Below are 19,791 nucleotides of genomic sequence, written 5' to 3'. Positions count from 1 at the left end.
GTGAGGGCGCGCGCCGGCGACGCCTCGCAATGTCCGGTATATCGAACACTGTTTCCTATGTCGAATAGAAACATAAGAGGGGGGTGAGGGTGTGTCAATACACGAACAAACGGTTGGCCGCTCGGCCTCTCGGCGATCGCCATCCCGGGGGCCGCGCGCCTTCGGCGTCTTCCGCGCGCGGCGGTTCTTCCGCGGACTCCCGCACGCCCCGGGAAGTCGGACGGCGCCGGACGACCGCGGACCGGGCCTCGTCCCTGCGCCACCCGCGCGCCGAGATTCGCCCGCCGGGGGACGGCGGGCCCCTGACGGGTCGCCGGGGAGCGCCCGCTGCCCGGGCCGTGGGTCCGTCGGCCGCGCGGCCCGGGCCGTCCGGCACGCGGGACCCGGGATGTCCGGATCCACGGTCAGCCCACCGCACGGGAGCGGAGTCGGCATCGCGATCCCCGCGTCGAGGCGGCCGTCGCCGGGTCCACCACCATCCTGGCGCCCGCAACGCTCGCCCCCGGCGGCGACGGCGGCACCTCGATCGGGTGCGGCTCGTACGTCGGGCATCGCGCTCCAGGACGGCTCGTTCACGGCGCGCGGGGACCGCGTGGACGGCGGCGTGCGCGGAGTACGCGGTCGTCGCGGCGTCCTCCGACACCGCAGCGGTGGCCCTCAGGCCCGGCGCTCCGCGGTAGGGCGGGCCGACGCGGCGGAGCGCGGTGACCCGTCACCCCGCCCCGCCGGCCGGGGTCACCGCGACGGCGGCGCCTGGGCGGGGAGGGTGAAGCCCTCGGGCGGGGAGCCCTCGACGAACAGCATGTTCACCTCGACCTTGCCCTCGCGTATCTCCCGGGCCCGCCGGTACTGCGGGGAGTCGTACCACTCCCGGATCCGGTCCATGTCGGGAAACTCGATGACCATGAAGCGGGAGGAACCCCAGGCGCCCTCGACGGGCTCGGGCGTGGGGCCCGCGACCAGGTAGCGGCCGCCGTGGCTGAGGATGGACTCCTGGGCCACCGGTGCGTAGGCCAGACCGGCCTCCTGGTCGAGCACGACGGCATCGGCGATGACGTAAGCGGGCATGGAGCGCTTCCCTTCACCTCTGATCGAAACACCGTTTCGTTCGGACACGGCGTGTACTAACGTCACGCCGCAGACTATTGCACCCCTGTAACCTGTACAAGGTGAGCATCGACGAGGCCGAACGCGCCGTGGGTGTGCCGAGCCGTCGGGAGCGGCTCCGGGCGGAGACGAGCCGGGAGATCAAGGCCATCGCGCTGCGGCAGATGGCCGAGGGAGGCCCCGGGGCGATCTCACTGCGTGGCATCGCCCGCGAGATGGGGATGACCGCCCGCGCGATCTACAGCTACTTCCCCACCAGGGACGACCTGATCACGGCACTGATCGGCGAGATCGCCGCCTCGCTCGCGGAGGCGGTGGAGACCGCGGGCGGCGCCGTCCCCGACACCGACCCCGGCGGCAGGCTGATCGCCTGGGGCCAGGCCCTGCGGCGATGGGCGCTGGCGAACCCCGAGAGCTTCCGCCTCTTCTACGGCCACCCCATCCCCGGCTACCAGCCCCCCGAAGACGGGCCGGTGGACCAGACGGCGCGCCGCGTGTGCCGCGAGCTGACCCGCCTGGTGGCCGCCGCGTGGCCCCGCGCGCGACACCAACAGCCCGAGGACACCTCCTGGTCCGACCTCCACCCGGACTACGTGGCGAAGATCCAGGCGGACCTCCCGGACGTGCCCCCCGCGGCGGCGGCGCTCGCCCTGCGCGTGTGGGGCCGGATGCACGGCCTGGTGGCCCTGGAGATCGACGGCCACATCCACCCGGTCGCGGTCAACCCGGAGGCGCTCCACCGCGCCGAGATGCTCGACCTGGTCAGGTCGCTGGGCCTGGCCTAGCGTCCGGCGGCGTCGAGGTGCCGGCGCGGTTCCCGGCGGCCGGCCGCGGTGTCGGACGGCCGCATGGCGAGACGTGCAGGGGAGGATCGAAGGTGCCCTCCCTTCGGCATCCCGGGGCGCATCGTCCTGCTGGCGACGGCGGACGGCCGGCGCCACAGCGTCCTCGCCGCGGAAGGCGGCATGCTGTGCGGACGCCGCACCGACGTGCCGGGTGACACTGGCCCGCATCGGGCACGGGGATGATCGCCTGCGGGGGAGCGCGCGGTGGGCGCGTCGAGACGAGGGTGGGTGAGGGGTGCTCAAGGGGCTGCGCCGGGTCCGGTGGCATGAGCTGCGGCATGCGTACGGGAGCGCGGAGGAGGTTCCCGGCCTGCTGTCACGGATCGCCTGGGGTGATGCCCGGGCCGCCTCGACGGCTCTGTCCGACCTCGCCCTGCGGATCGGCGAACTCGCCGTCTTCGGCGCGACGGTCCCCGCGGTGCCCTTCCTGTGGGAGCTCGCGGTCACCGAGCGGGTGAGGCCGCGAGCCGAGGTGATGGCACTGCTGGAGACGATCCTCGAACACGGCAACCCGCCGCAGGCAGACGTCCAGCGGCAGGCCCACCAGGCCGTCCTGCACGGGCGAGGCACGGCGGAACGGCTCACCGAGGACCGCGACCCCGCGGTACGGGCCGCGGCGCGGAGCCTGCTCGCGGCGATCGACACCCACACCTGCCCAACCTGCCGCCCCACCCCGTGAGCTGCGCCCGCCCACGGCCGGCCCTCCCCTCCCTCCGACGCGAGCGGGCGACCCCACACCCCGCCTCCGGTGGTGGCGCGTCGCCGTTGGTGGGCCGCGCGGGGGCCGCGCACTGTGCGTCCCCCGCAGAGTCCCCGGGGACGTCGCCCGATCGGCGCCCGGTCGCGCCCCGTGAGCCGAATCGCCGCCTTCGACCGCCGCTTTCTCCCCGCGGAGCACGACGCCCCCCGCGCTGTGGCTCAGCCTGTCCGCGCGCCAGGCCGCCCGCGGCCGTCCGCGGTGGCGGTGTGACTTCCGCCATGCTCCCGCCCATGCGCGGCACCGGCACCGGCGGTGGCCCCGGGGCGGTGCGGGCCCCGCGCAGGCGGCCGTTGCCCGCCCTGGACGGGTGCGGACCGGGTGCGGTGTGCCGCCGGATGTTTCCCCAACGGAAGCTGTCCGTTGCACTGAGAGATCACCAGTATGGCTACTATCTGTCAATAGTACTGCTTGTTGATCAACGTAGCGCGACGTGGCGTTGGTGAGGGTTGGGGGGCCATGTCCGTTGCTGCGGCGACCGCTGTTCCGTGCCGGGAGGCAGGCCGGGACACCCAGCCGGCCGGCCCCGCACCAGCGATCACCGGCACACGGGCGCGCCTGGTCGCCCTCCTCCCGGCCCACAACGAGCAGGACCGGATCGCGGCCGCCGTGGCCGGCCTGCGGGCGCAGGTCCGCCAGGTGGACCGCATCGTCGTCGTGGCGGACAACTGCACGGACGCGACCGCCGCCGTCGCCCGCGGCCTCGGCGCGGAGGTGCTGGAGACCGTCGGCAACGTCCACAAGAAGGCCGGAGCGCTCAACCAGGCCATCGACCTGCTGCTGCCCTCCCTGGACGGCAGGGACCTGCTGCTGATCCAGGACTCCGACACGGTGCTCAATCCGCACTTCGCCAAGACCGCCGAGGAGGCGTTCACCCGCAGGGTGGGGGCGGTCGGCGGCGTCTTCTACGGTGAACAGGGCGGCGGCCTGCTCGGGATGCTCCAGCGGATGGAGTTCCACCGCTACGCCTGGGAGATCGCCCGCAAGGGCGGCCGGGCCGTGGTCCTGACCGGGACGGCCACGGTGTTCCGCGCGCGGGTGCTCCGCGAGGTCAGGGACGCCCGCCGCTCCGGCCGGATCGGCGGCGGCGAAAGCTACTACAGCCTCGCCTCGCTCACCGAGGACGACGAGATCACCAAGGCCGTGAAGACCCTGGGCTACCGCACCATGTCCCCGGCCGGGTGCTCGGTGGTCACCGAGGTCATGCCGACCCTGCCCAAACTGTGGCACCAGCGCCTGCGGTGGCAGCGGGGCGCCCTGGAGAATCTGCGCGACTACGGCTGGACGCGGGTGACCGCCCCCTACTTCCTCAAGCAGATCCTCATGGGTCTCGGCGCCCTGTTCTTCCTCACCTACCTGGTCTTCCTCACCCTCATGCTGACCGTCGTGGGCTGGCCCGGGCTGTCGCTGTTCTGGACCGCGGTGGGGGCGCTGTTCGTGGTCGAGAAGGTCGTCACCGTCCGCCGGGGCGGCCGGCGGGCCGTCGCGGTCGCCCTGCTCATGATCCCCGAGATGCTCTACGACCTGTTCCAGCACGCGGTGTACTTCGCCGCCCTGTGGGGCCTGCTGCGACGCAAGCAGGAGACCTGGGTCCCCACCTGAGCACCCGTGCCGGCGGCGATGGCGCCGCCCGCGCGGACGACCGGCCGGCACCGGCCGCCATCACCACACACAAGGAGAAACATGTACGGCAAGGTCATGGGCGTGGGCTCCGCGGGCACCGGCGGCGCGGCCCTGGCGTCAACCGGCTTCGGCCTGAACATCCTGGCGACCGTGGTCGCCATGGCGACCCTGATCGCCGCCGGGGCGGCGCTGTACAAGCTCGCGCCCAGATTCCGCTGACGCGACCGACGCGAGCCACGCGACTGATACGACCGACGCGACGGAGCCCTGCCTCACACGGTCCCACTCGACCGTGTGCGGCAGGGCTCCCGGCGTCCGCGCCGCAGGCCGTTCAGACAAAGGCCAGCACCTCGGGCCCGGCCAGTCGCCCCACCCCGGCGCCCGCGCGGGAGCAGCCGGAGGACGCCGGCGCCCAGCGGGGGCGCGCAAGGGTGCGCTCACGTCCATCGGGCATCGCCCACGCAGGGGCGGCGCTTCCGGGGCTGAGGCGGTCAGGTGGTGCGGGGGCGGCTCGGGTCGCGGGGCGGGCGGCGGTGCGGGTCCGCGCCTGGGCCGGCGACGGCGACCACGTCGTCCGCGGCCGGCTCCTGTCCGCAGTCGTCGCAGTGGGCCCGCACATGCACCGGCCCGCCGCAGCCCTCGTGCTCGAACAGCACCGGCGGGCCCTGCGGCGCGGCCCACCGGTCGCCCCACTCGGTCAGCGCGACGATCACCGTGGCGAGCTCGCGGCCCTTCCGCGTGAGCACGTACTCCCGGCCCTCGCGCCGCTCCATCAACCCGTCGGCCACGAACCCGTCCAAGCGCTTGGCCAGGATGTTCGGCGCGACCCCGAGCCTGCGCTCGAAGTCGGAGAACCGGGTCATGCCGGAGAACACCGCGTTGCGGATGATCAGCAGGCTCCACCGCTCGCCGACCAGCTCCAGCGCGCGGGCCGCCGAGCAGTTCTCACGTTCATACATACGACCGAGCACGGCCTCGATAATCCGCTTGTCGCTTGTGTGATGCAAGTCGCTCTCCTAGGGTGCTTGCATCACGCAAGTTCGAGGATGCCGGAGGACACCGTGGACCGACCGCAGATCGTCACCCGCGACGCGTGGCTGGCCGCTCGCCGGGAGCTGCTGGCCAGGGAGAAGGAGCTGACCCGGGCGCTGGACGAGCTCAACGCCGACCGGCGGCGGCTGCCCATGGTGCGGGTCGAGAAGGACTACCGGTTCACCGGCCCGGACGGCGAGGTCGGGCTGCTCGACCTGTTCGACGGGCGGGGCCAGCTCGTGCTCCAGCACTTCATGTTCGACCCGTCCTGGGACCGGGGCTGCGGCAGTTGCACCGCCATGGCCGACGACCTCAGCGAGGGCGCCCGCGCCCACCTGGCCTCCCGCGACACCGCGTTCGCGGCCGTCTCGCGCGCGCCGTACCCGAAGCTGGCCGCCTACCGGCGGGAGCGGGGCTGGACCTTCCCCTGGTACTCCTCGTACGGCAGCGACTTCAACTACGACTTCCACGTCACGCTGGACCCGGCGGTCACGCCCAACGCCTACAACTTCCGGGACGCCGACGAACTGGTCGCCGCCGGGCAGGGCTGGCTGGTCGACTACGTCGGCGAGCAGCCCGGGGTCAGCGCGTTCCTGCGCGACGGCGACGAGGTCTTCCACACCTACGCCGCCTACGGCCGGGGCGTCGACGTGATGATGCACGCCTACCGGCTGCTCGACATCACCGCGCTGGGGCGCCACGAGGATTGGGAGGAGCCGAAGGGCCGCGTGCCGTCCGCGCACCCCGCCGACCCCGGCTTCACGAGCTGACGGAGGGCGCGCGGAGCCGGCCCGGCACCCCGGCGCCCGCGACCGGCTCGGAGTGTCGGTGGTGCCGGGTAGGTTGCCGATCATGACTGACGGGCTCGAGTGGCTGCACGGAGCTTTCCACGGGCGGGGCTTCCACCTGGTCGCACTGAAGGACGCCGAGGTCGAGGACCTCGCGACGATGCTGGGCGCGGAGCCGGGCACCGTCATGGACCCGGCCGCCTTCGACGCCGTGGTGGCGGCGGCCAAGGGGACGGCGGGACTGCCGGCCCTCGCCAGGCTGGGCACCTGCGGCGGGTGGGCGTTCGCGTTCGAGACCGGGGACGGCGTCTTCCGGTCGGACCGCGATCACCTGAACCACCTGTGGGAGGGCCGCACCTACGTGCACATCACCGACACCACCATGGACCCGCCGATGGTGAGCGCCGTCGTGGACGGCGCGTGGGACTGGTCGTACCACGAAGGCGCGGTGCACGAACAGGTCAGAGCCGATCATCCGCTCACCGCGCGCATGACCGCCGAGATCGGGCTCGGCGGCGTCGAGCCCGACCCCGACTTCCCCGACGACCCCGACGAGTGGACGCTGTACGTCCCGGAGACGGCCGAGGTGTACCGCCTGTTCGGCGAGCACTACGGGCTGAGCCTCCCGCGCCGGACCATCGGCGATCCGTACTACCGGAACAGCGGCCTGTACGGGGCGTTCACCGCACCGCGCACCCTGCCGGACGGACGGCCGAACCCCCGGTACGACGCCGTCCCCCGGCCCTGACCCTGCCGCGGCTCAGCCCCACGTCCCCCCCACCGCCCACCGGCGAGCGCCGCCGAGCACGCCCGCCCGGTGCCGGCCGCGCCCCGCGCGCGGCCGTTCGCCGTCTCACCAGCGGACGGCCGTGAAGTCGATCGGCCGGGGCCGCAGCAGTCGGGTGCGCTCCGCCAGCGCCGCCAGCCGCCGGGACATCTCCTCGGCGGGGAGCCAGCGGCGGTCACCGTGGCCCGGCAGGACCCAGGTGAAGCGCAGCCGTCCGGCCACCCGCGCCAGGGAGCCGGCCAGCTCCTCGATGGAGTACCAGGTCACGCTCTCCGCCACGGCCAGGTCACCGGCGGCGCGCGACCAGTAGAAGCTGTCCCCGCTGAAGCAGTACCGGTCGTCCGCGAGGTAGAGCACACTGCCCCGGGTGTGGCCGGGCAGGGGATGGGCGGTCACCCCCTCGCCGATCTCCACGGGTTCGAGGCCGCGGATCACCCGGTCCGCGTCCGGTGCCGCGTCGAGGTCGCCCTCGTGGATCCACAGCCGGGCGCCGAAGTGGTCCGCGTAGCGGCGGCCGTGGGCGGCGTGGTCGCGGTGGGTGAGCAGCACATCGGTGACCGGGCCCGTCGCCGCCCAGCGCTCGGCCAGGCCGCGGCTCCACCGCGGGGTGTCGATCATCATGACCGTGCCGGAGGGCCGCACCAGCAGGTAGGAGTTGGCCCCTGCGGTGTGCCGCGAGTTGTGCCCGCAGATCAGCACGCCGTCGTCCAGGGCCATCGGGAAGGGGTCGAGCGCCTGGTCCGGCTGCCCCGACGCCGTGCGGATCGACCGTGTGGGGCAGGCGAAGACGGCCGCGTGCAGACGCCGTGTCTCCGCCTCGTCGCGCGGCGGGCGCAGGATCCGGGACCTTCCCCCGACCTCGCCGATCAGGCCGGGCGCGAACTGCCGGGCGACATCGCAGTTGGTGCAGCGCTCGTCCACGTACCAGCCGTCCACGGCGGGGCTCCTTCCCGGCGGCACGACCCGGACCGGGCCGCTGTCTCAGGCATGCATACCCCACCCGCGACCGGAATCGGCGGGGCCGGCCGATGGGCCCCGGCGCGATCCCGCCGCGGGGCGCGCCGCCGTGTCCGCGGCGCGGCCGGGGACATGGCTGGATACGGCCGGGCAGGGGAACGCGTGTGCGGAGGGCCGGGGTGTGGCGTGGGAGAGTGGGCGCCGCCACCGAAGTCGATCGACTCCCGAGGATCCCCCGTGCGTATGAGCGGCACCACTGCGTGCGCGGCGTTGGCCGCCCTCACCCTCGGCCTCGCGGGGTGCTCGTCGCCGGACGCGCGGGACAAGGGGCGGCACGACCGGGCGAAGGCCAGTCCCACCGCGCGTGAGCGCGCGCCGTTCGAGGGCATGACCGCCGGGCAGATCACGGGCCTGGCCATGGAGACCGCCAGGTCGCTCACCTCGGTGACCGTCGATCTGAGGGAGGACAGCGGCGACAGCCTGCGCTTGGCGATGAGCGAACGGGGGGAGTGCGAGGGCAGCATGGTCGTGAAAGGCGTGCGCTTCCGCGTTGTCATCACGCCGCGGGCCGTCCACTGGAAGGCCGACTGGCGGAAGCTCGGCGGGCCGAGATTGGAGGCCGCCCTCGGAGACCGGTGGATCAGGGCGGAGAGCGGGAGCCCGGGCTACCGGGACTTCGACCATTGCGTCATGGACGACTTCCTTCCAGTCCGGCCGAGTTCTCCTCCCCGGCCGCTCACCAGGGGCGCCGCGACCACCATCGACGGCCGGACCGTGGTACCCGTCATCGAGCGGGGCGGCGGGGAGCAGGCCACCATGTATGTGGCCGCCGAGGGCAGGCCGTACGTCCACCGGTTGGTCCTGATGTCCGAGGGAGCCACCATGACCATGGCGTTCAGCGGATTCGACGAGCCGGTGACCGTGCGCGTCCCGCCCGCCTCCGAGGTCGTCGACTCGAGCCAGGCCGGAAAGTACGGCCGCGGCCCGCTCCAGGCCGCCGCCTCCCGCACCCCGCCCCCGGACGCCGACGCCCCCTCGGGGGCCGTGACGGCCGCCTGGGCCGTGGCCGACCACCCGGCTTCGACGCGGAGGCCTGCGAGCAGCGGGACACCGGCGGGCAGGGCATCAGCCGGTTCGAGCAGTGACGTGGCCCGGCCGTGCGAACGGACGAACTCGCCATTGCCCTCCAGGCTGCCCTCCACCTCGCCGCCGGCCTGATCCGCACCCGCGGCTGGCGAAGCCGCGATGAAGCAGCTACGAGGAGGTCCCGTCTCCCTCGGCGTTGGCGATCATTGTGCGCAGCACCTTGAGCGCGGCCACGTACTCCTCGTCACTGATGCCCCGGTGGACCTCCGCGCGCAGCTCGGTGGCCAGCCCGCGCAGCCGGACCCTGGCGGCCTCGCCGGTCTCGGTGAGGTGCACCTTCTGCTCGGCGTCGATCCGTAGCCAGCCACGGTGCAGCAACTGGTCGATGACCCGAGGGATCTCGTGCGGCCCGCCCGCGAGGGGGGTCAGCTCGGCGATCACCTCTTCACGGCTGGGTGCCGTGGGCCCGCCGGCTACTCGGTTGAGTACCCAGTACTGCGGCTGGGTGACATCGATCCTGGCCATGACGTCACGCAGACGCCGGGTCACAGCCTCGTGGACGAGGCCGGCCCAATAGCCGATGGGCTGGCCGGCCAACATCTCGTCCGTGGCGGCCGGATCAGCCGGCGCCTGGTCAGTGATGCTGCCGCTGAACGGTTTCATGATCGCGACGCTACACCCCCGTCGTGGCGGCCGGTCGCCCGGCTGCCCGATCGCCCGGCCGTCCGATCGCCCGAGCGCGGCGACCCGTGGCCGGGGCGTGATCGTGTCGCCGCGACCGGTCGTCCCGTGCCGGCGTCAGGCTTCCTCGGCGGTGATCGGCATGATCCGGGCGCCGACGCGGGTCAGGTGGTCCCGGTAGTCCTCGGCGTTCAGTGCCAGGGAGCGGTCCAGCCGGGCGGCGTTGAAGTAGATCTCGGCGTGCTCCAGCAGCCCCGGGTCCACCACGAGTTCCAGCTCGGGGTGGAAGCTGAACGGCAGGATGGTGCCGCTGACGGAGCCCGAGAGCGCCTCGGCCTTGTCCGTCGAGGCGAAGGACACGTACGTGCCGCCGGCCAGGGCCTTCAGCTCGTGCAGATCGACCCTGGCGTCACCGGGGACGACGGCGAGGAAGTACCGCTTGGTGCGCTTGCCGGTCTTCACCATGACGACGAGGCACTTGGCCGCGTGGGCCACCGGGTGGCCCCGGTATCCGCTGACCACCTCGGTGCGCCCCTCGGGGGCGTGGTCGATGACGCGGTACCGGGCGCCGTGCGCGTCGAGCAGGGAGATGAGCCGCTCGTAGGCGTCCGCCTCGGCGTCCTCGGCCTCCCGCGGCGTGGCCGCGTGCTGCTGGGTCACTGTCACCATCCCTCGCTCAACATCCTCTTGACCTCGGCGATGCGCCGCTCGTCGCGCTGGTAGAAGGTCCACTGCCTGATCTTCTTGGCGCGCAGCAGGCCGGCGCCGGTGAGCAGCTTGAGATGCGCGCTCGCGGTGGGCTGGCTCACCCCGAGCTTGTCCGCGATGAACACCGAGCAGACCCCGTCCTCGACGAGGTCGCCGTCCCGCTGGGGCGGGAAGTGCGCGGTGGGGTCCCGGAGCCATTCCATGATCGCCAGGCGCTTCTCGCTGCCCAGTGCCTTCAGCACCTCGACATCGATCACTTAGTCAGTTTGCTAATTGGCTAAGTGAAGTGTCAAGCCCTGTCCTCACCGGTCGGCCGGAGATGGGCTCGCCGTGGTGGGCTCGCCGTGCGCCGGACGCGCCCGGCCCGACGGTGACCGGTGCCTGGTCGCCGTCGGGCCGGGGTGTGGAGTGGGACCGCGTCAGCAGGAGACGCGGGCGGTGCTGCCGGGGTGCGGCCCGGCCGGGGCGGGCCAGGGGCCCGTGGTCGCGGCGAGCGGCACCGCGCGGGCCTGTGTGGAGCTCAGCCGGCGAGCGGCGTCGGTCAACTGCTGCACGTACTGGGAGAGGTGCCGGGTCATGTCGTCCCGCCTGGCCGCGATGCTCAGGGCCCCGACGACCGCTCCCTGCGCCTGGACCGGGGCGGCCAGCAGATCCCACCCCGCCACGGGGGACTGCGAGCGCGTGAAGCCGCGGCCGCGGATCTCGCGCCACCGGGTCCCGACGAACCTGTTGCCGTCCTCGCGGTACGCCGCGATCACCTGCCCCGGCGCGTCGAGGTGCAGCGGGGCCTGTCTCAGCCGCTCGATCGCCTCGTGCCTTTCCACGTCGCTCAGGCCGTGCAGGAAGCCGCCGCCGAGGCGGTAGTCCAGGCAGACGCGCAGGGGGGTGTGCCCCGGGGGGACCAGGCAGCCGTGGCACAGCACGGTCTGGCCCGTGCGGTACTGGAGCGTCGCCAGCAGCGCCTGGCAGGCCGTCGCCAGTGGCGGAAGCACGGGGAGGGGCTGCTCGGCGGGCGGCAGGCTGTAGCCCACGACCGGGTCGTGGCGCACCAGCCCGTGCTCCGCCAAGGTGCCCAGCAGGCGCCGCACCGTGGTGCGGGGCAGCTTCGACGCCGCCATCAGCCGCTCCAGCCGGTGCCACCCCGGGCCCAGCCCGGACAGGGTGGTGAGCAGGATGCACACGCGGTCGGCCGTGCTGAGCTGTCCTTCCGGCACGTCCTTGTCGGCTGAAACGGCAGATACGACCGCCATGGCCCCTCCCTTGCTCCGCGACCAGGCGCCCGCCCTCGCGAGAGAAAGGGCTGCCGAGCGCTGCTGCTGATCCCCCAGTGAGGACAGATCTACCGGAGATGGTTGATCTGTTGATACGAAAAATCGCTTCTAGAAATGACAGTGTCGGTGCCGGGCCGCCCCCGCCGCCGCGCTGTCCACCGCGAGATCACGGAGCGAAACCGGCCACCCAAGCCCCCGCGGCCACGGGGGCGCGGGGCACCACCGGGGTGGGCGGCAGCAGGGCCGGGCCGGTCCCTCAGACGGGCGGGAGGGGGTGGTCGGCGGAGGCCCTGAGGCGGTCGGTGATGCCGCCGACGTCCTCGAGGCGGACCGCCTCCGGGCCGTCCAGCGGGAGCAGGGCGACGAACCGGCACCCCGGCGCCCGGGACGGCGCCGCCGCCAGGATGCCCACCCGGATCCTGCCCCAGAGGGGGTGCCTCAGCAACCGGATGTCGGTGTCCTGATGGACCGTCGGCCGCCGGGCCCGGCGCGTCCACACCCGCCGCAGGTGCGGGGCCTGGCTCACCTGCGCGGCCAGGGCGGCGAGCTCGCGGTTCTCCCTGTGCAGTTGGTACGCCGACCAGAGTTGGTCGAACATCGGCCTGGCCCATTCCTGCTCCCAGTCGCACATGTGTGCAGGGGCCATGGGATGGAAGAGGGCGAGCCGCATGGCGTTGCTCTCCGGTCGCTCGCTCCCCGGCGCCGCCCACGGCATCGCCTCGTGGAAGGCGCGGTTCACCACCAGTTGGTTCCAGGAGAAATCGGAGATGTAGGCGGGGTAGGGCAGCCCGTGGACCATGCACTGCCACAGCCAGTGCACCTGCTCGGCGCCGGGCAGCGCGGTGACGGGCTCCGGGTCGTGCCCCAGCGTCAGCCGGGACAGCAGGGTGAACTCGTCCGCGTGCATCCCGAGGACGATCGCGATGCTCCGGACCGTGTCCCGCGGTATCGGCGACGTGCCGCGCTCCCAGTTCTGGTACTGCCGTGAGGAGACACCGAGGAGCTGCGCCATGTTCTGCTGGGTCAGCCCTCTCAACGGCCCCCGCTGCCTGGGGCGCAGGTCGTCGAGCGAGGACACGGCGAGCTTCACGCCACCCGCCCGGGCGGCCTCCCACGCCTGATCCAGGGACCGCCGCAGGCGGCACTCCTTGAGGAGGGCGTTGAGCGTACTCGCTATCTCGGGATCGGGGGCCCGACCGGTCGGGGAGTGCCTCGGCCGCTGCTCGGCCACCACGTTGTCCATCGTGTGTCCATCCTCGCCTGTGCGAATCGAGTGACGCCGAGCCGCTCCGGCTCTCCCGTTGACGGGACCGTGCCCGCGTCCCCCTCGGCGCATCCTCCCCCGCCGCCCGCCGGGCGGCGCCCCCGTCCCGGGCGGGGGTCAGCTCCCGTCCGGGTCCGGGAGGCCGGTGTCCAGCGCGCGCGCCAGGTCCGCGGGCAGCAGCTCGCGCGGCAACTGGTCCAGGGGCAGCAGGTTGATGAAGCGGTAGCCGTACGGCTTGAGCGACTCGGGGGTGGCGTACAGGCTCGTCACCCTGATGGGGCCCAGTCGCGGGTGGCGCATGAGGCGGATCAGCGTGTCCGGGTAGAACACCCGGCTCGCGGCCGCCCTGGACTTCCAGATGTCGCGGGTCTGCGGGCTCTCCGCGACCTGCCGGATCAGGGTGGAGATCTCGTTGTCCCCGGGGTGCAACTGGTAGAGCGACCACAGGTGCCTCAGCATGGGCGTCGCCCAGTCCCGCTCCCAGTGCACCAGCACCTTCCTCGCCATGGGGTGCAGCAGGGTGGTGCGCGCGATGTTGTGCGGCTCCTCCTCGCGGACGAACGGGAAGAACTCGTAGTAGGCGCCGTTGGCCTCCAGCACCGTCCAGCCGAGCGTGGACAGATACGCCGGGAACCTCTCCAGGCGCACCTTGATCCGCCACCCGGGGTCCAGCAGCTCCTGGCGCGGCGGGCCGGGAACGGGCTGGGGGTCGTGGCGCCTGGCCAGCCGGTGCAGGTGGACCCGGTCGTTGTCGGTCATGCCGAGGACCGTCGCCAGCACATCGACCTGGTCGGCCGGGATGGCGACGGCGCCCCGCTCCCACGCCTGGTAGGCGCGGTCGCTCACGAACAGCAGGAGGGCGAGCTGCTCCTGGGTGATGCCGATACCGGCCTTGGCGCCCGGCATCGACTCCAGCCCGGGAGGGGCGAGCCCCAGCTCCCGCGACCGCCCGTGCGCCGCGGCGAGGCTGGTCCTCGCGCGGTGCTCGCGGAGCAGTCGCCTGAGCGCCTGCGCCACCTCAGGAGGCGGCCCGGCCGGTGCCAGGGTGCGGTAGTCCAGGGCGAGACGGGCGAGCTCCTGCTCCCCGCCACCCGGATCGTCGTACGAGTGCCCCATGAGTACCTCGTTGAGCTGCCTGGTGCGAGTGGCACGGTGGTGTCGCCTGCGGGGGCACGCAGGCTCAAGGGACACCGGTTCCGGGCGGGAACGCCCGCTCCGTTCCGCTCCCGCCGCCGACGGCCCGCCACCGCGGCGTCGTCGCCGTCGCCCCGCGGGGCCGCGGGACGGGTGCGCGGCAGCCCGCTCGGACCGGGAGCGGGCCGGGCGCGGGGTGCCGCGACGGTCTGTGCGGCGACATCAGGGGCAGGCGGCCAGGCTGGTCAGGGTCCCGGCGATCAGACCCGGGGCCAGGTGCTGCTGCCCGTCCCGCAGCCACTGCCCGAGCTGCATGGAGCCGTCCACCACCATCCGCACGCGGGGGTCGCGCCGGGCGCGGTACTCGGACAGCACCTCCTCGTCGGCGCTGTCCTTGCCCGCCACCAGCTCCGCGAGCACCGCGGCGTCCTCCAGGGACATGGCGGCCCCCTGGGCCAGGGTGGGCGGGCAGGCGTGCGCGGCGTCACCGACCAGCACGACGCGTCCGCGGTGCCAGGGCCCCTCCACCAGATGCCTGACGAAACCGGTGCGATGGATGCGGGACGCCCGCGAGAGATGGCCGCGCACCTGCTCCCACCGCCCGCCGTAGGCCGCCGCCCTGTGGAGCATCTCGCCCACGTAGGCGCTGCGCTCGACCGGGCCCTGCCCCTCCTCCACGAACCAGGCGTACCAGGTGTCGTCCCCCATGGGGCTGGTGCCGGCGATGTAGCAGGGGCCGCCGTAGGCGAGATGCGTCTCCTGCCTGTCGTCGCCCCGGGGCACCAGGACACGCCACACCACCATGCCCGTGTCCACGGGCTCGTCGGGGATGCCGATGAGCTTCCGCGTCGCGGAGTTCACGCCGTCGCACGCCGCCACCAGGTCGTACCTGTCGTGCGTGCCGTCGCTGAACGACGCGGTCACTCCCTGGTTGTCCTGGTGCAGCCGGCGCACCTCGCAGCCGAGGCGGACCTTGGTGCCGCTGGCCCGCACCGCGTCGATCAGGATCCGCTGGAGCCGCGGCCGGGTGATGCCCAGGCTGGCCGGCAGGTCGGGGCCGCCGCTGCGCAGGTCCTGCTGCTCGTTGACGACGGTGCCGTCCGGGGCGGTGATGGTGATGGTGTCGAAGGGCACGCCCGCCTCGGCGACGCGCTCCCAGACGCCGACGTCCCGCAGCACGCGCAGCGCGTTGCCGTGGAGGATGATCCCCGAGCCCAGGGCGTTCCAGTCCTCGGATGCCTCGACGAGGTCCACCTCGACACCCGTCGCCCGCAGCAGCACCGCCAGGCTGTTGCCCGCAGAGCCTCCGCCGATGATCAGCACCCTACGGACGCCTGTCACCTTCGCACCTGTCCTTCGCAGAGGCGCGCCTCAGCCCGAGCCGCGCCGCTTACTGATCACCACGTGAGGCATCAGCCTGCCGCGCCGCAGCGGAGCCGTGCTCGAGAATGCCCGGAGCCACACCCGATTCCCGCTCAGGCATGCACACCCGTGCGATTCTGCTCTCAGCCGGCCCGCCGCCGGCACCGCCGCTCCGGGTCCTCCCGCGCCAGGCAGCCGTACACGACGCCGGGCACATCGGAGCCCATCGGGTCCCGGACCCGCGGCCAGAGTGCGGTGGACGGCTCCGAGGCGGGCGGCGATCGACGGATACGCGGAGGGAGGCGTGGGGGAGGGGGTGTATTCGGCGAGCCGGGCGGTCAGGGCCTGCCGGCCGCCGCGCCCCGCTCGGTCTCCGCGTGCGGGACAGACATTCGGTCACACCGCTTCGACCCGCCGACCGCGACCGTGACCCCTGCCGGGCGCCGCACCGGCCCGGGCGCCGCCACCGGCGGCGGGCTCGCGGAGGGGTGGCCGGATGTCGTCCTGGGTCCGTTCGCGCGCTGCCAGCCTCCTGCTCCTCCCCGTTCGATGGCTGTTCGAATGCAAGGGGCCCCACACCCTCCACCACCGGCTCGAGCCGCCCCGTCCGGCGCGGCACCATCGTCGACCCGGGCGGCGCCGCCCGGATGCTGTCCCGCCTGCTGGCCCACCGTGTCCCGGGGAACGCCCGGCCCGTGACCGCGTTCACCGTGCCGGTCCTCAGCGACCAGCGGCACCACACCACCGCCCTGGACGTCCTCCGGGTGCTGCGCCCCCACTCCGTGCTGGCCGTGCACAGCGTCACGGCCATCTCCATGGCCGCGGGCGCCGACCTGTGCCGTCCGCTGCTCGTGATCGACCTCGGAGCGCATCTGACCGAAGTGGCGCTGCTGGCCGACGGCGAGGTCGTCACCGCCGTCCGCGGCGCCGCCCGGGCCCTGCGCCTCGCCTCCCCGGGAGCCGGGCCGCACCCCGCCGGCCGGGCGTGCCGCCGGCCCCCGTTCCCCCGCCGGGGTCAGCGGTAGCCGGCCAGGCCGTCCGCGAGCTCCGCCTCGTCGCCGTCGCGGAGAGCTTGGCGGGCCTGCTGAAGCGCGAACGTGCCCCTGATCGCGGCGATGCGGGCGGTCAGGCCGCTCCCCGACCAACCGCCCAGGGCCAGGACCCGGCGCAGCAGGTCCTCGCCGTGGCTCGTGCCGACGGCCGCGAGGTCCTCGGCGGGGTCGCCGAGGGCCGCCTCGTCCCAGTCGACCACTCCGCTCAGTCGCGGGCGCCCGTCGGCGATCTCCCACAGGACGTTCTCGCTGCCGAGGTCGCCGTGCACCACCGCGGCGGTGCGGTGGGGCAGGCCCGCCAGCGCCCCGAGCTCCCGCTCGGCACGGCGGCGCCCGCCGTCCGACATGAGCGGGAACAGCTCGGCGCGCACTTCCGCCGCGAACCGCCGCCACTGGTCCGGCGGCGTGTGCGGCAGCGCCGCCCGCGCCCTCGCGTCGGCGCCCGCCGCGGCCAGCGCCGTCAGCAGGGCGGCGTACTGGGCCGCGACGGCCTCGGCCGCCGCGGGATCGGCGAGCACGCCGTCCGCCAGCGGGGCCCCGGGGACGCGGCTGAGGACCAGGAACGGCGGATCGCCCGGGCCGGGAACGCCCGCGGCCAGGGGCACGGGGGTGCGGAACCCGGGGTCGAGCCCGGCCAGCGCCCGCAGCACGGCCGCCCGCCCGGGCAGCCGGGCGGCCGCCGCCTCGGTACGGGGGAGGCACACGACGCGGTCCGAGCCCAGCACCACGTGGTGGAACTGCCCCTCGCGGACCTCGAGCGCCGCCGGGTCGTCGTCGGGCAGCAACCGGCGCAGCAGTGCCCGGTGCGCGTGCAGAACTCCCATGATCGTCGATTCTGCCCCCGGCGGGGCGCCGCGGGGCAGACGGGGATCCGACGACAGGCCCTGGTTGTTGCGGGGGCAGAAGGTTGCTGACGCCGCCGGTGAGGTTTCAGGTCGTGGGGTCCCAGAGTCCTTCGGCCTTGCCGCGGGCGAGGTGGTCGGCGTAGACGGCGACCTTCCAGTTGATGACGGACCGGCACTCCTCCAGTGCCTGGATCTGTGCGTCGACGCGCCGCCGGTGGGTTTCGAGAAGTTGCAGGCGTTCCGCCTCGTTTCCCGGACCGTGCCGCACCAGCTCGGCGAACTGCTTGAGGTCGGCCAGCGGCATCCCGGATTCCCGTAGCTTGACGCAGATCAGCAGCCAGTCGACGTCGAACGCGCTGTACCGTCGCCGGCCTCCGGAGGTTCGCCGGACCGGTCCGACGAGCAGTCCCTCGCGCTCGTAGAAGCGCAGCGCGTGGACGCTGAGTCCGGTCTGCTCGGCCACGTCGCCGATGCTCAGTGGCGTTGCAGGAGTCTCGGTGCCAGCCATGCGTCGCAGTCTAGGACTTGATCTAGACCTCGCTCCAGATCGTAGCTTCGACGGCATGACCAGCATTGATCAACAGCCGCTCGGCTCGCCCTTCTCCGCCACCAGCACTGCCCAGGACGTCACCGCGGGCCTCGACCTGTCCGGCACGAACGCCGTGGTGACCGGGGGCTACTCCGGGCTCGGCCTGGAGACCACCTGTGCCCTCGCGGCCGCCGGAGCCCGCGTCATCGTTCCGGCGCGCCGGCCTGACATCGCGCGGGCCGCACTCGCGCATGTGAAGAGCTGCGAGGTCATCCCCATGGACCTGACCGACCTCGCCAGCGTGCGGGCGGCCGCCGCGCACATCCGCGACTCCCTGGCCAGGCTCGACCTGCTCATGGCCGTCGCCGGAGTCATGGCCACTCCCGAACGGCGCGTGGGACCCGGCTGGGAGGGCCAGCTCGCCGCCAACCACTTCGGGCACTTCGCCCTCGCCTGCGAGCTCTACCCGCTCCTGGCCGCCGCCGACGGCGCACGCGTCGTGGTCAACAGCTCCGCCGGCCACACCCTGACCGACATCCGCTGGCACGACCCGCACTTCCGCACCGGCTACGACAAGTGGCTGGCCTACGGCCAGGCCAAGACCGCCAACGCCCTCTTCGCCGTACACCTCGACACGCTCGGGCACGGCGACGGCGTCCGGGCCTTCTCACTTCATCCAGGCAAGATCATCACCGGGTTGCAGCGGGAAATGGCACTCCAAGAACAGATCGACCGCGGGTGGGTGGACGAGCACGGCAACGTGATCGCCACCGACTTCAAGACCCCCTCCCAGGGCGCCGCCACCGGCCTGTGGGCCGCCACCTCCCCTCTCCTCGCCGACTGCGGCGGCCTCTACCTGGAGGACTGCGACATCGCCGGCATCTCCGCCCCCGAAGCGTCCATGGACGACGGCGGCGTCCGCGCCTACGCCATCGACCCCGATGCAGCCGCACGGCTGTGGGACCTGTCCATCGCCGCGACCGGCACCGCCCCGATCACCCGATGACGCCACCGCACCGCAACGCACCACTGACCATCGAAGGCCGACGTCGCCTCGTCGAACCCTGCCGCGCCCGCCCGATAGCGCACGTCGCCGCTGCGATGGGCATCGAGATCGAATCCTGGCGACGCCGGAAGAAGTGGTCCGCGCAGCGGATCACCCACGAGCCGGCCGAGCCTGGCCACACGGTCGACCGCCGCACCGTCACACGGCATCCGACCCGGCTGGGACTCGGACGCCGCCGGTTCCTCGGTCCGTGCGGAGCCGGCAACCGGACGCCAGGCAAGATCACCGCCCGCTGGCCCGGCCACACGGTGCACCTGGACGTGAAGAAGGTCGGCCGGGTTCCCCACGGTGGCGGCTGGCGTATCCACGGTCGCGACTCCGAACAGGCCAAGGCAGCAGGCCGCGCGGAGTCAGCGGGCACGAAGCGTGGCTGCGTACACCTCCACTCCGCCATCGACGGCTTCTCCCGGCCCGCCCACACCGAGCCGCTTTTTCTGGCCCGGGCGAAGGTCTGGTTCGCCGCCCACGGCGCCTGCTACCGCTCGCGCGACTTCGCCCGCAGCACGCCTCAAGGACGGCGTCACCACCGTTCGGCCCTCCTGCACCTAGTGCCCGGACGTGGCCTTCAGTCCCACGACGGCCACCACCAGCAGGCAGACGAAGAAGATCCGCGCGGCGGTCGCCGGCTCACCCAGCGCCACCATGCCCAGGACCGCCGCTCCGGCCGCCCCGATGCCCACCCACACGCCGTAGGCCGTGCCGATGGGCAGGGACTTCGCGGCGTACGACAGCAGTGCCATGCTGCCCACGATCCCGGCGCCCGTGAGGACGCTGGGCCACAGCCGGGTGAACCCGTCGGTGTACTTCATCCCGACCGCCCAGCCGACCTCCAGCAGCCCGGCCACGACCAGCAGAACCCACGCCATGGAACGCACCCTTCGCGACGGACGACATCTG

22 protein-coding genes and 1 pseudogene are annotated in these 19,791 nt (G+C 73.3%); 10 read left to right on the top strand and 13 right to left on the bottom strand.

Annotation, left to right across the window (positions count from 1 at the left end; translation table 11 throughout):
• Positions 1–735: 735 nt before the first annotated feature.
• Positions 736–1,068 carry a DUF1330 domain-containing protein gene (locus ACYVO2_RS22495; protein WP_461009736.1) on the bottom strand — a complete coding sequence of 111 codons (333 nt, stop codon included), beginning with the start codon at positions 1,066–1,068 and terminating at the stop codon, positions 736–738.
• 101 nt (positions 1,069–1,169) lie between these two features.
• Here ACYVO2_RS22495 and ACYVO2_RS22490 point away from each other — a divergent pair, with 101 nt between their 5' ends.
• The 4 genes from ACYVO2_RS22490 to ACYVO2_RS22475 all read left to right on the top strand — a co-directional run bounded on the left by ACYVO2_RS22490 (position 1,170) and on the right by ACYVO2_RS22475 (position 4,551).
• Entirely contained in the window at positions 1,170–1,892 is a 723-nt protein-coding gene (locus ACYVO2_RS22490; protein ID WP_461009735.1) for a TetR/AcrR family transcriptional regulator, read from the top strand.
• Between the two features lie 295 nt (positions 1,893–2,187).
• Positions 2,188–2,631: a hypothetical protein gene (locus ACYVO2_RS22485; protein WP_461009734.1), complete on the top strand. Its 444-nt coding sequence runs from the start codon at positions 2,188–2,190 to the stop codon at positions 2,629–2,631.
• A gap of 537 nt (positions 2,632–3,168) precedes the next feature.
• On the top strand, positions 3,169–4,311 hold the full coding sequence (locus tag ACYVO2_RS22480; protein WP_461009733.1) for a glycosyltransferase family 2 protein: 1,143 nt from the start codon (positions 3,169–3,171) through the stop codon (positions 4,309–4,311).
• An 81-nt stretch (positions 4,312–4,392) separates the two neighbouring features.
• Entirely contained in the window at positions 4,393–4,551 is a 159-nt protein-coding gene (locus ACYVO2_RS22475) for a hypothetical protein (protein ID WP_461009732.1), read from the top strand.
• 272 nt (positions 4,552–4,823) lie between these two features.
• Here ACYVO2_RS22475 and ACYVO2_RS22470 read toward each other — a convergent pair whose 3' ends face one another.
• Positions 4,824–5,291, bottom strand: coding sequence for a winged helix-turn-helix transcriptional regulator (locus ACYVO2_RS22470; protein WP_461009731.1), 468 nt, complete (start codon positions 5,289–5,291; stop codon positions 4,824–4,826).
• A gap of 102 nt (positions 5,292–5,393) precedes the next feature.
• Between ACYVO2_RS22470 and ACYVO2_RS22465 the strand changes: the two genes are divergently transcribed.
• Positions 5,394–6,134: a DUF899 domain-containing protein gene (locus tag ACYVO2_RS22465; RefSeq protein WP_461009730.1), complete on the top strand. Its 741-nt coding sequence runs from the start codon at positions 5,394–5,396 to the stop codon at positions 6,132–6,134.
• A gap of 82 nt (positions 6,135–6,216) precedes the next feature.
• On the top strand, positions 6,217–6,900 hold the full coding sequence (locus ACYVO2_RS22460; protein ID WP_461009729.1) for a hypothetical protein: 684 nt from the start codon (positions 6,217–6,219) through the stop codon (positions 6,898–6,900).
• 105 nt (positions 6,901–7,005) lie between these two features.
• Here the strand turns inward: ACYVO2_RS22460 and ACYVO2_RS22455 are convergent, their stop codons facing one another.
• Positions 7,006–7,875 (bottom strand): 4Fe-4S domain-containing protein, encoded by an 870-nt coding sequence (locus ACYVO2_RS22455; RefSeq protein ID WP_461009728.1) that lies wholly within the window; start codon positions 7,873–7,875, stop codon positions 7,006–7,008.
• Between the two features lie 264 nt (positions 7,876–8,139).
• On the opposite strand from ACYVO2_RS22455, the gene ACYVO2_RS22450 reads away from it, so the two are divergent.
• Positions 8,140–9,114: a hypothetical protein gene (locus ACYVO2_RS22450; RefSeq protein ID WP_461009727.1), complete on the top strand. Its 975-nt coding sequence runs from the start codon at positions 8,140–8,142 to the stop codon at positions 9,112–9,114.
• Between the two features lie 36 nt (positions 9,115–9,150).
• Here the strand turns inward: ACYVO2_RS22450 and ACYVO2_RS22445 are convergent, their stop codons facing one another.
• From ACYVO2_RS22445 to ACYVO2_RS22415, 7 genes are all read right to left on the bottom strand, one after another.
• Complete coding sequence (locus ACYVO2_RS22445) at positions 9,151–9,645, bottom strand: MarR family winged helix-turn-helix transcriptional regulator (protein ID WP_461009726.1); 495 nt, start codon at positions 9,643–9,645, stop codon at positions 9,151–9,153.
• 135 nt (positions 9,646–9,780) lie between these two features.
• Positions 9,781–10,323, bottom strand: a complete 543-nt coding sequence (locus ACYVO2_RS22440; protein ID WP_461009725.1) for a YbaK/EbsC family protein — start codon at positions 10,321–10,323, stop codon at positions 9,781–9,783.
• 2 nt (positions 10,324–10,325) lie between these two features.
• The gene (locus ACYVO2_RS22435) at positions 10,326–10,574 is read right to left on the bottom strand and encodes an ArsR/SmtB family transcription factor (protein ID WP_461009776.1); all 249 of its coding nucleotides are present in this window, start codon (positions 10,572–10,574) and stop codon (positions 10,326–10,328) included.
• Between the two features lie 216 nt (positions 10,575–10,790).
• Entirely contained in the window at positions 10,791–11,621 is an 831-nt protein-coding gene (locus tag ACYVO2_RS22430) for a helix-turn-helix domain-containing protein (protein ID WP_461009724.1), read from the bottom strand.
• Between the two features lie 277 nt (positions 11,622–11,898).
• The gene (locus ACYVO2_RS22425) at positions 11,899–12,885 is read right to left on the bottom strand and encodes an MmyB family transcriptional regulator (RefSeq protein WP_461009723.1); all 987 of its coding nucleotides are present in this window, start codon (positions 12,883–12,885) and stop codon (positions 11,899–11,901) included.
• 138 nt (positions 12,886–13,023) lie between these two features.
• Positions 13,024–14,022 (bottom strand): helix-turn-helix domain-containing protein, encoded by a 999-nt coding sequence (locus ACYVO2_RS22420; protein ID WP_461009722.1) that lies wholly within the window; start codon positions 14,020–14,022, stop codon positions 13,024–13,026.
• A gap of 240 nt (positions 14,023–14,262) precedes the next feature.
• A complete protein-coding gene (locus tag ACYVO2_RS22415; protein ID WP_461009721.1) occupies positions 14,263–15,381 on the bottom strand; it encodes an FAD-dependent monooxygenase in 1,119 nt (372 codons plus the stop codon).
• A gap of 716 nt (positions 15,382–16,097) precedes the next feature.
• Here ACYVO2_RS22415 and ACYVO2_RS22410 point away from each other — a divergent pair.
• Complete coding sequence (locus ACYVO2_RS22410; RefSeq protein ID WP_461009720.1) at positions 16,098–16,427, top strand: hypothetical protein; 330 nt, start codon at positions 16,098–16,100, stop codon at positions 16,425–16,427.
• Here ACYVO2_RS22410 and vph read toward each other — a convergent pair.
• Together vph and ACYVO2_RS22400 are read right to left on the bottom strand one after the other, a co-directional pair.
• Positions 16,418–17,278 carry a viomycin phosphotransferase gene (gene vph, locus ACYVO2_RS22405; RefSeq protein ID WP_461009719.1) on the bottom strand — a complete coding sequence of 287 codons (861 nt, stop codon included), beginning with the start codon at positions 17,276–17,278 and terminating at the stop codon, positions 16,418–16,420. The genes ACYVO2_RS22410 and vph overlap by 10 nt on opposite strands.
• A gap of 106 nt (positions 17,279–17,384) precedes the next feature.
• On the bottom strand, positions 17,385–17,807 hold the full coding sequence (locus ACYVO2_RS22400) for a MerR family transcriptional regulator (protein WP_461009718.1): 423 nt from the start codon (positions 17,805–17,807) through the stop codon (positions 17,385–17,387).
• Between the two features lie 55 nt (positions 17,808–17,862).
• Between ACYVO2_RS22400 and ACYVO2_RS22395 the strand changes: the two genes are divergently transcribed.
• Positions 17,863–18,834, top strand: coding sequence for an SDR family NAD(P)-dependent oxidoreductase (locus ACYVO2_RS22395; protein ID WP_461009717.1), 972 nt, complete (start codon positions 17,863–17,865; stop codon positions 18,832–18,834).
• Positions 18,831–19,424: pseudogene (locus ACYVO2_RS22390) on the top strand (transposase family protein); the annotation flags it as partial. The gene ACYVO2_RS22395 and the pseudogene ACYVO2_RS22390, both read left to right, overlap by 4 nt.
• A 15-nt stretch (positions 19,425–19,439) precedes the next feature.
• Here ACYVO2_RS22390 and sugE read toward each other — a convergent pair.
• On the bottom strand, positions 19,440–19,760 hold the full coding sequence (gene sugE / locus ACYVO2_RS22385) for a quaternary ammonium compound efflux SMR transporter SugE (RefSeq protein WP_461009716.1): 321 nt from the start codon (positions 19,758–19,760) through the stop codon (positions 19,440–19,442).
• Positions 19,761–19,791: the final 31 nt, after the last annotated feature.

Source organism: Streptomyces capparidis (assembly GCF_054782095.1).
This window is presented reverse-complemented; position numbering and strand designations above follow the sequence as displayed.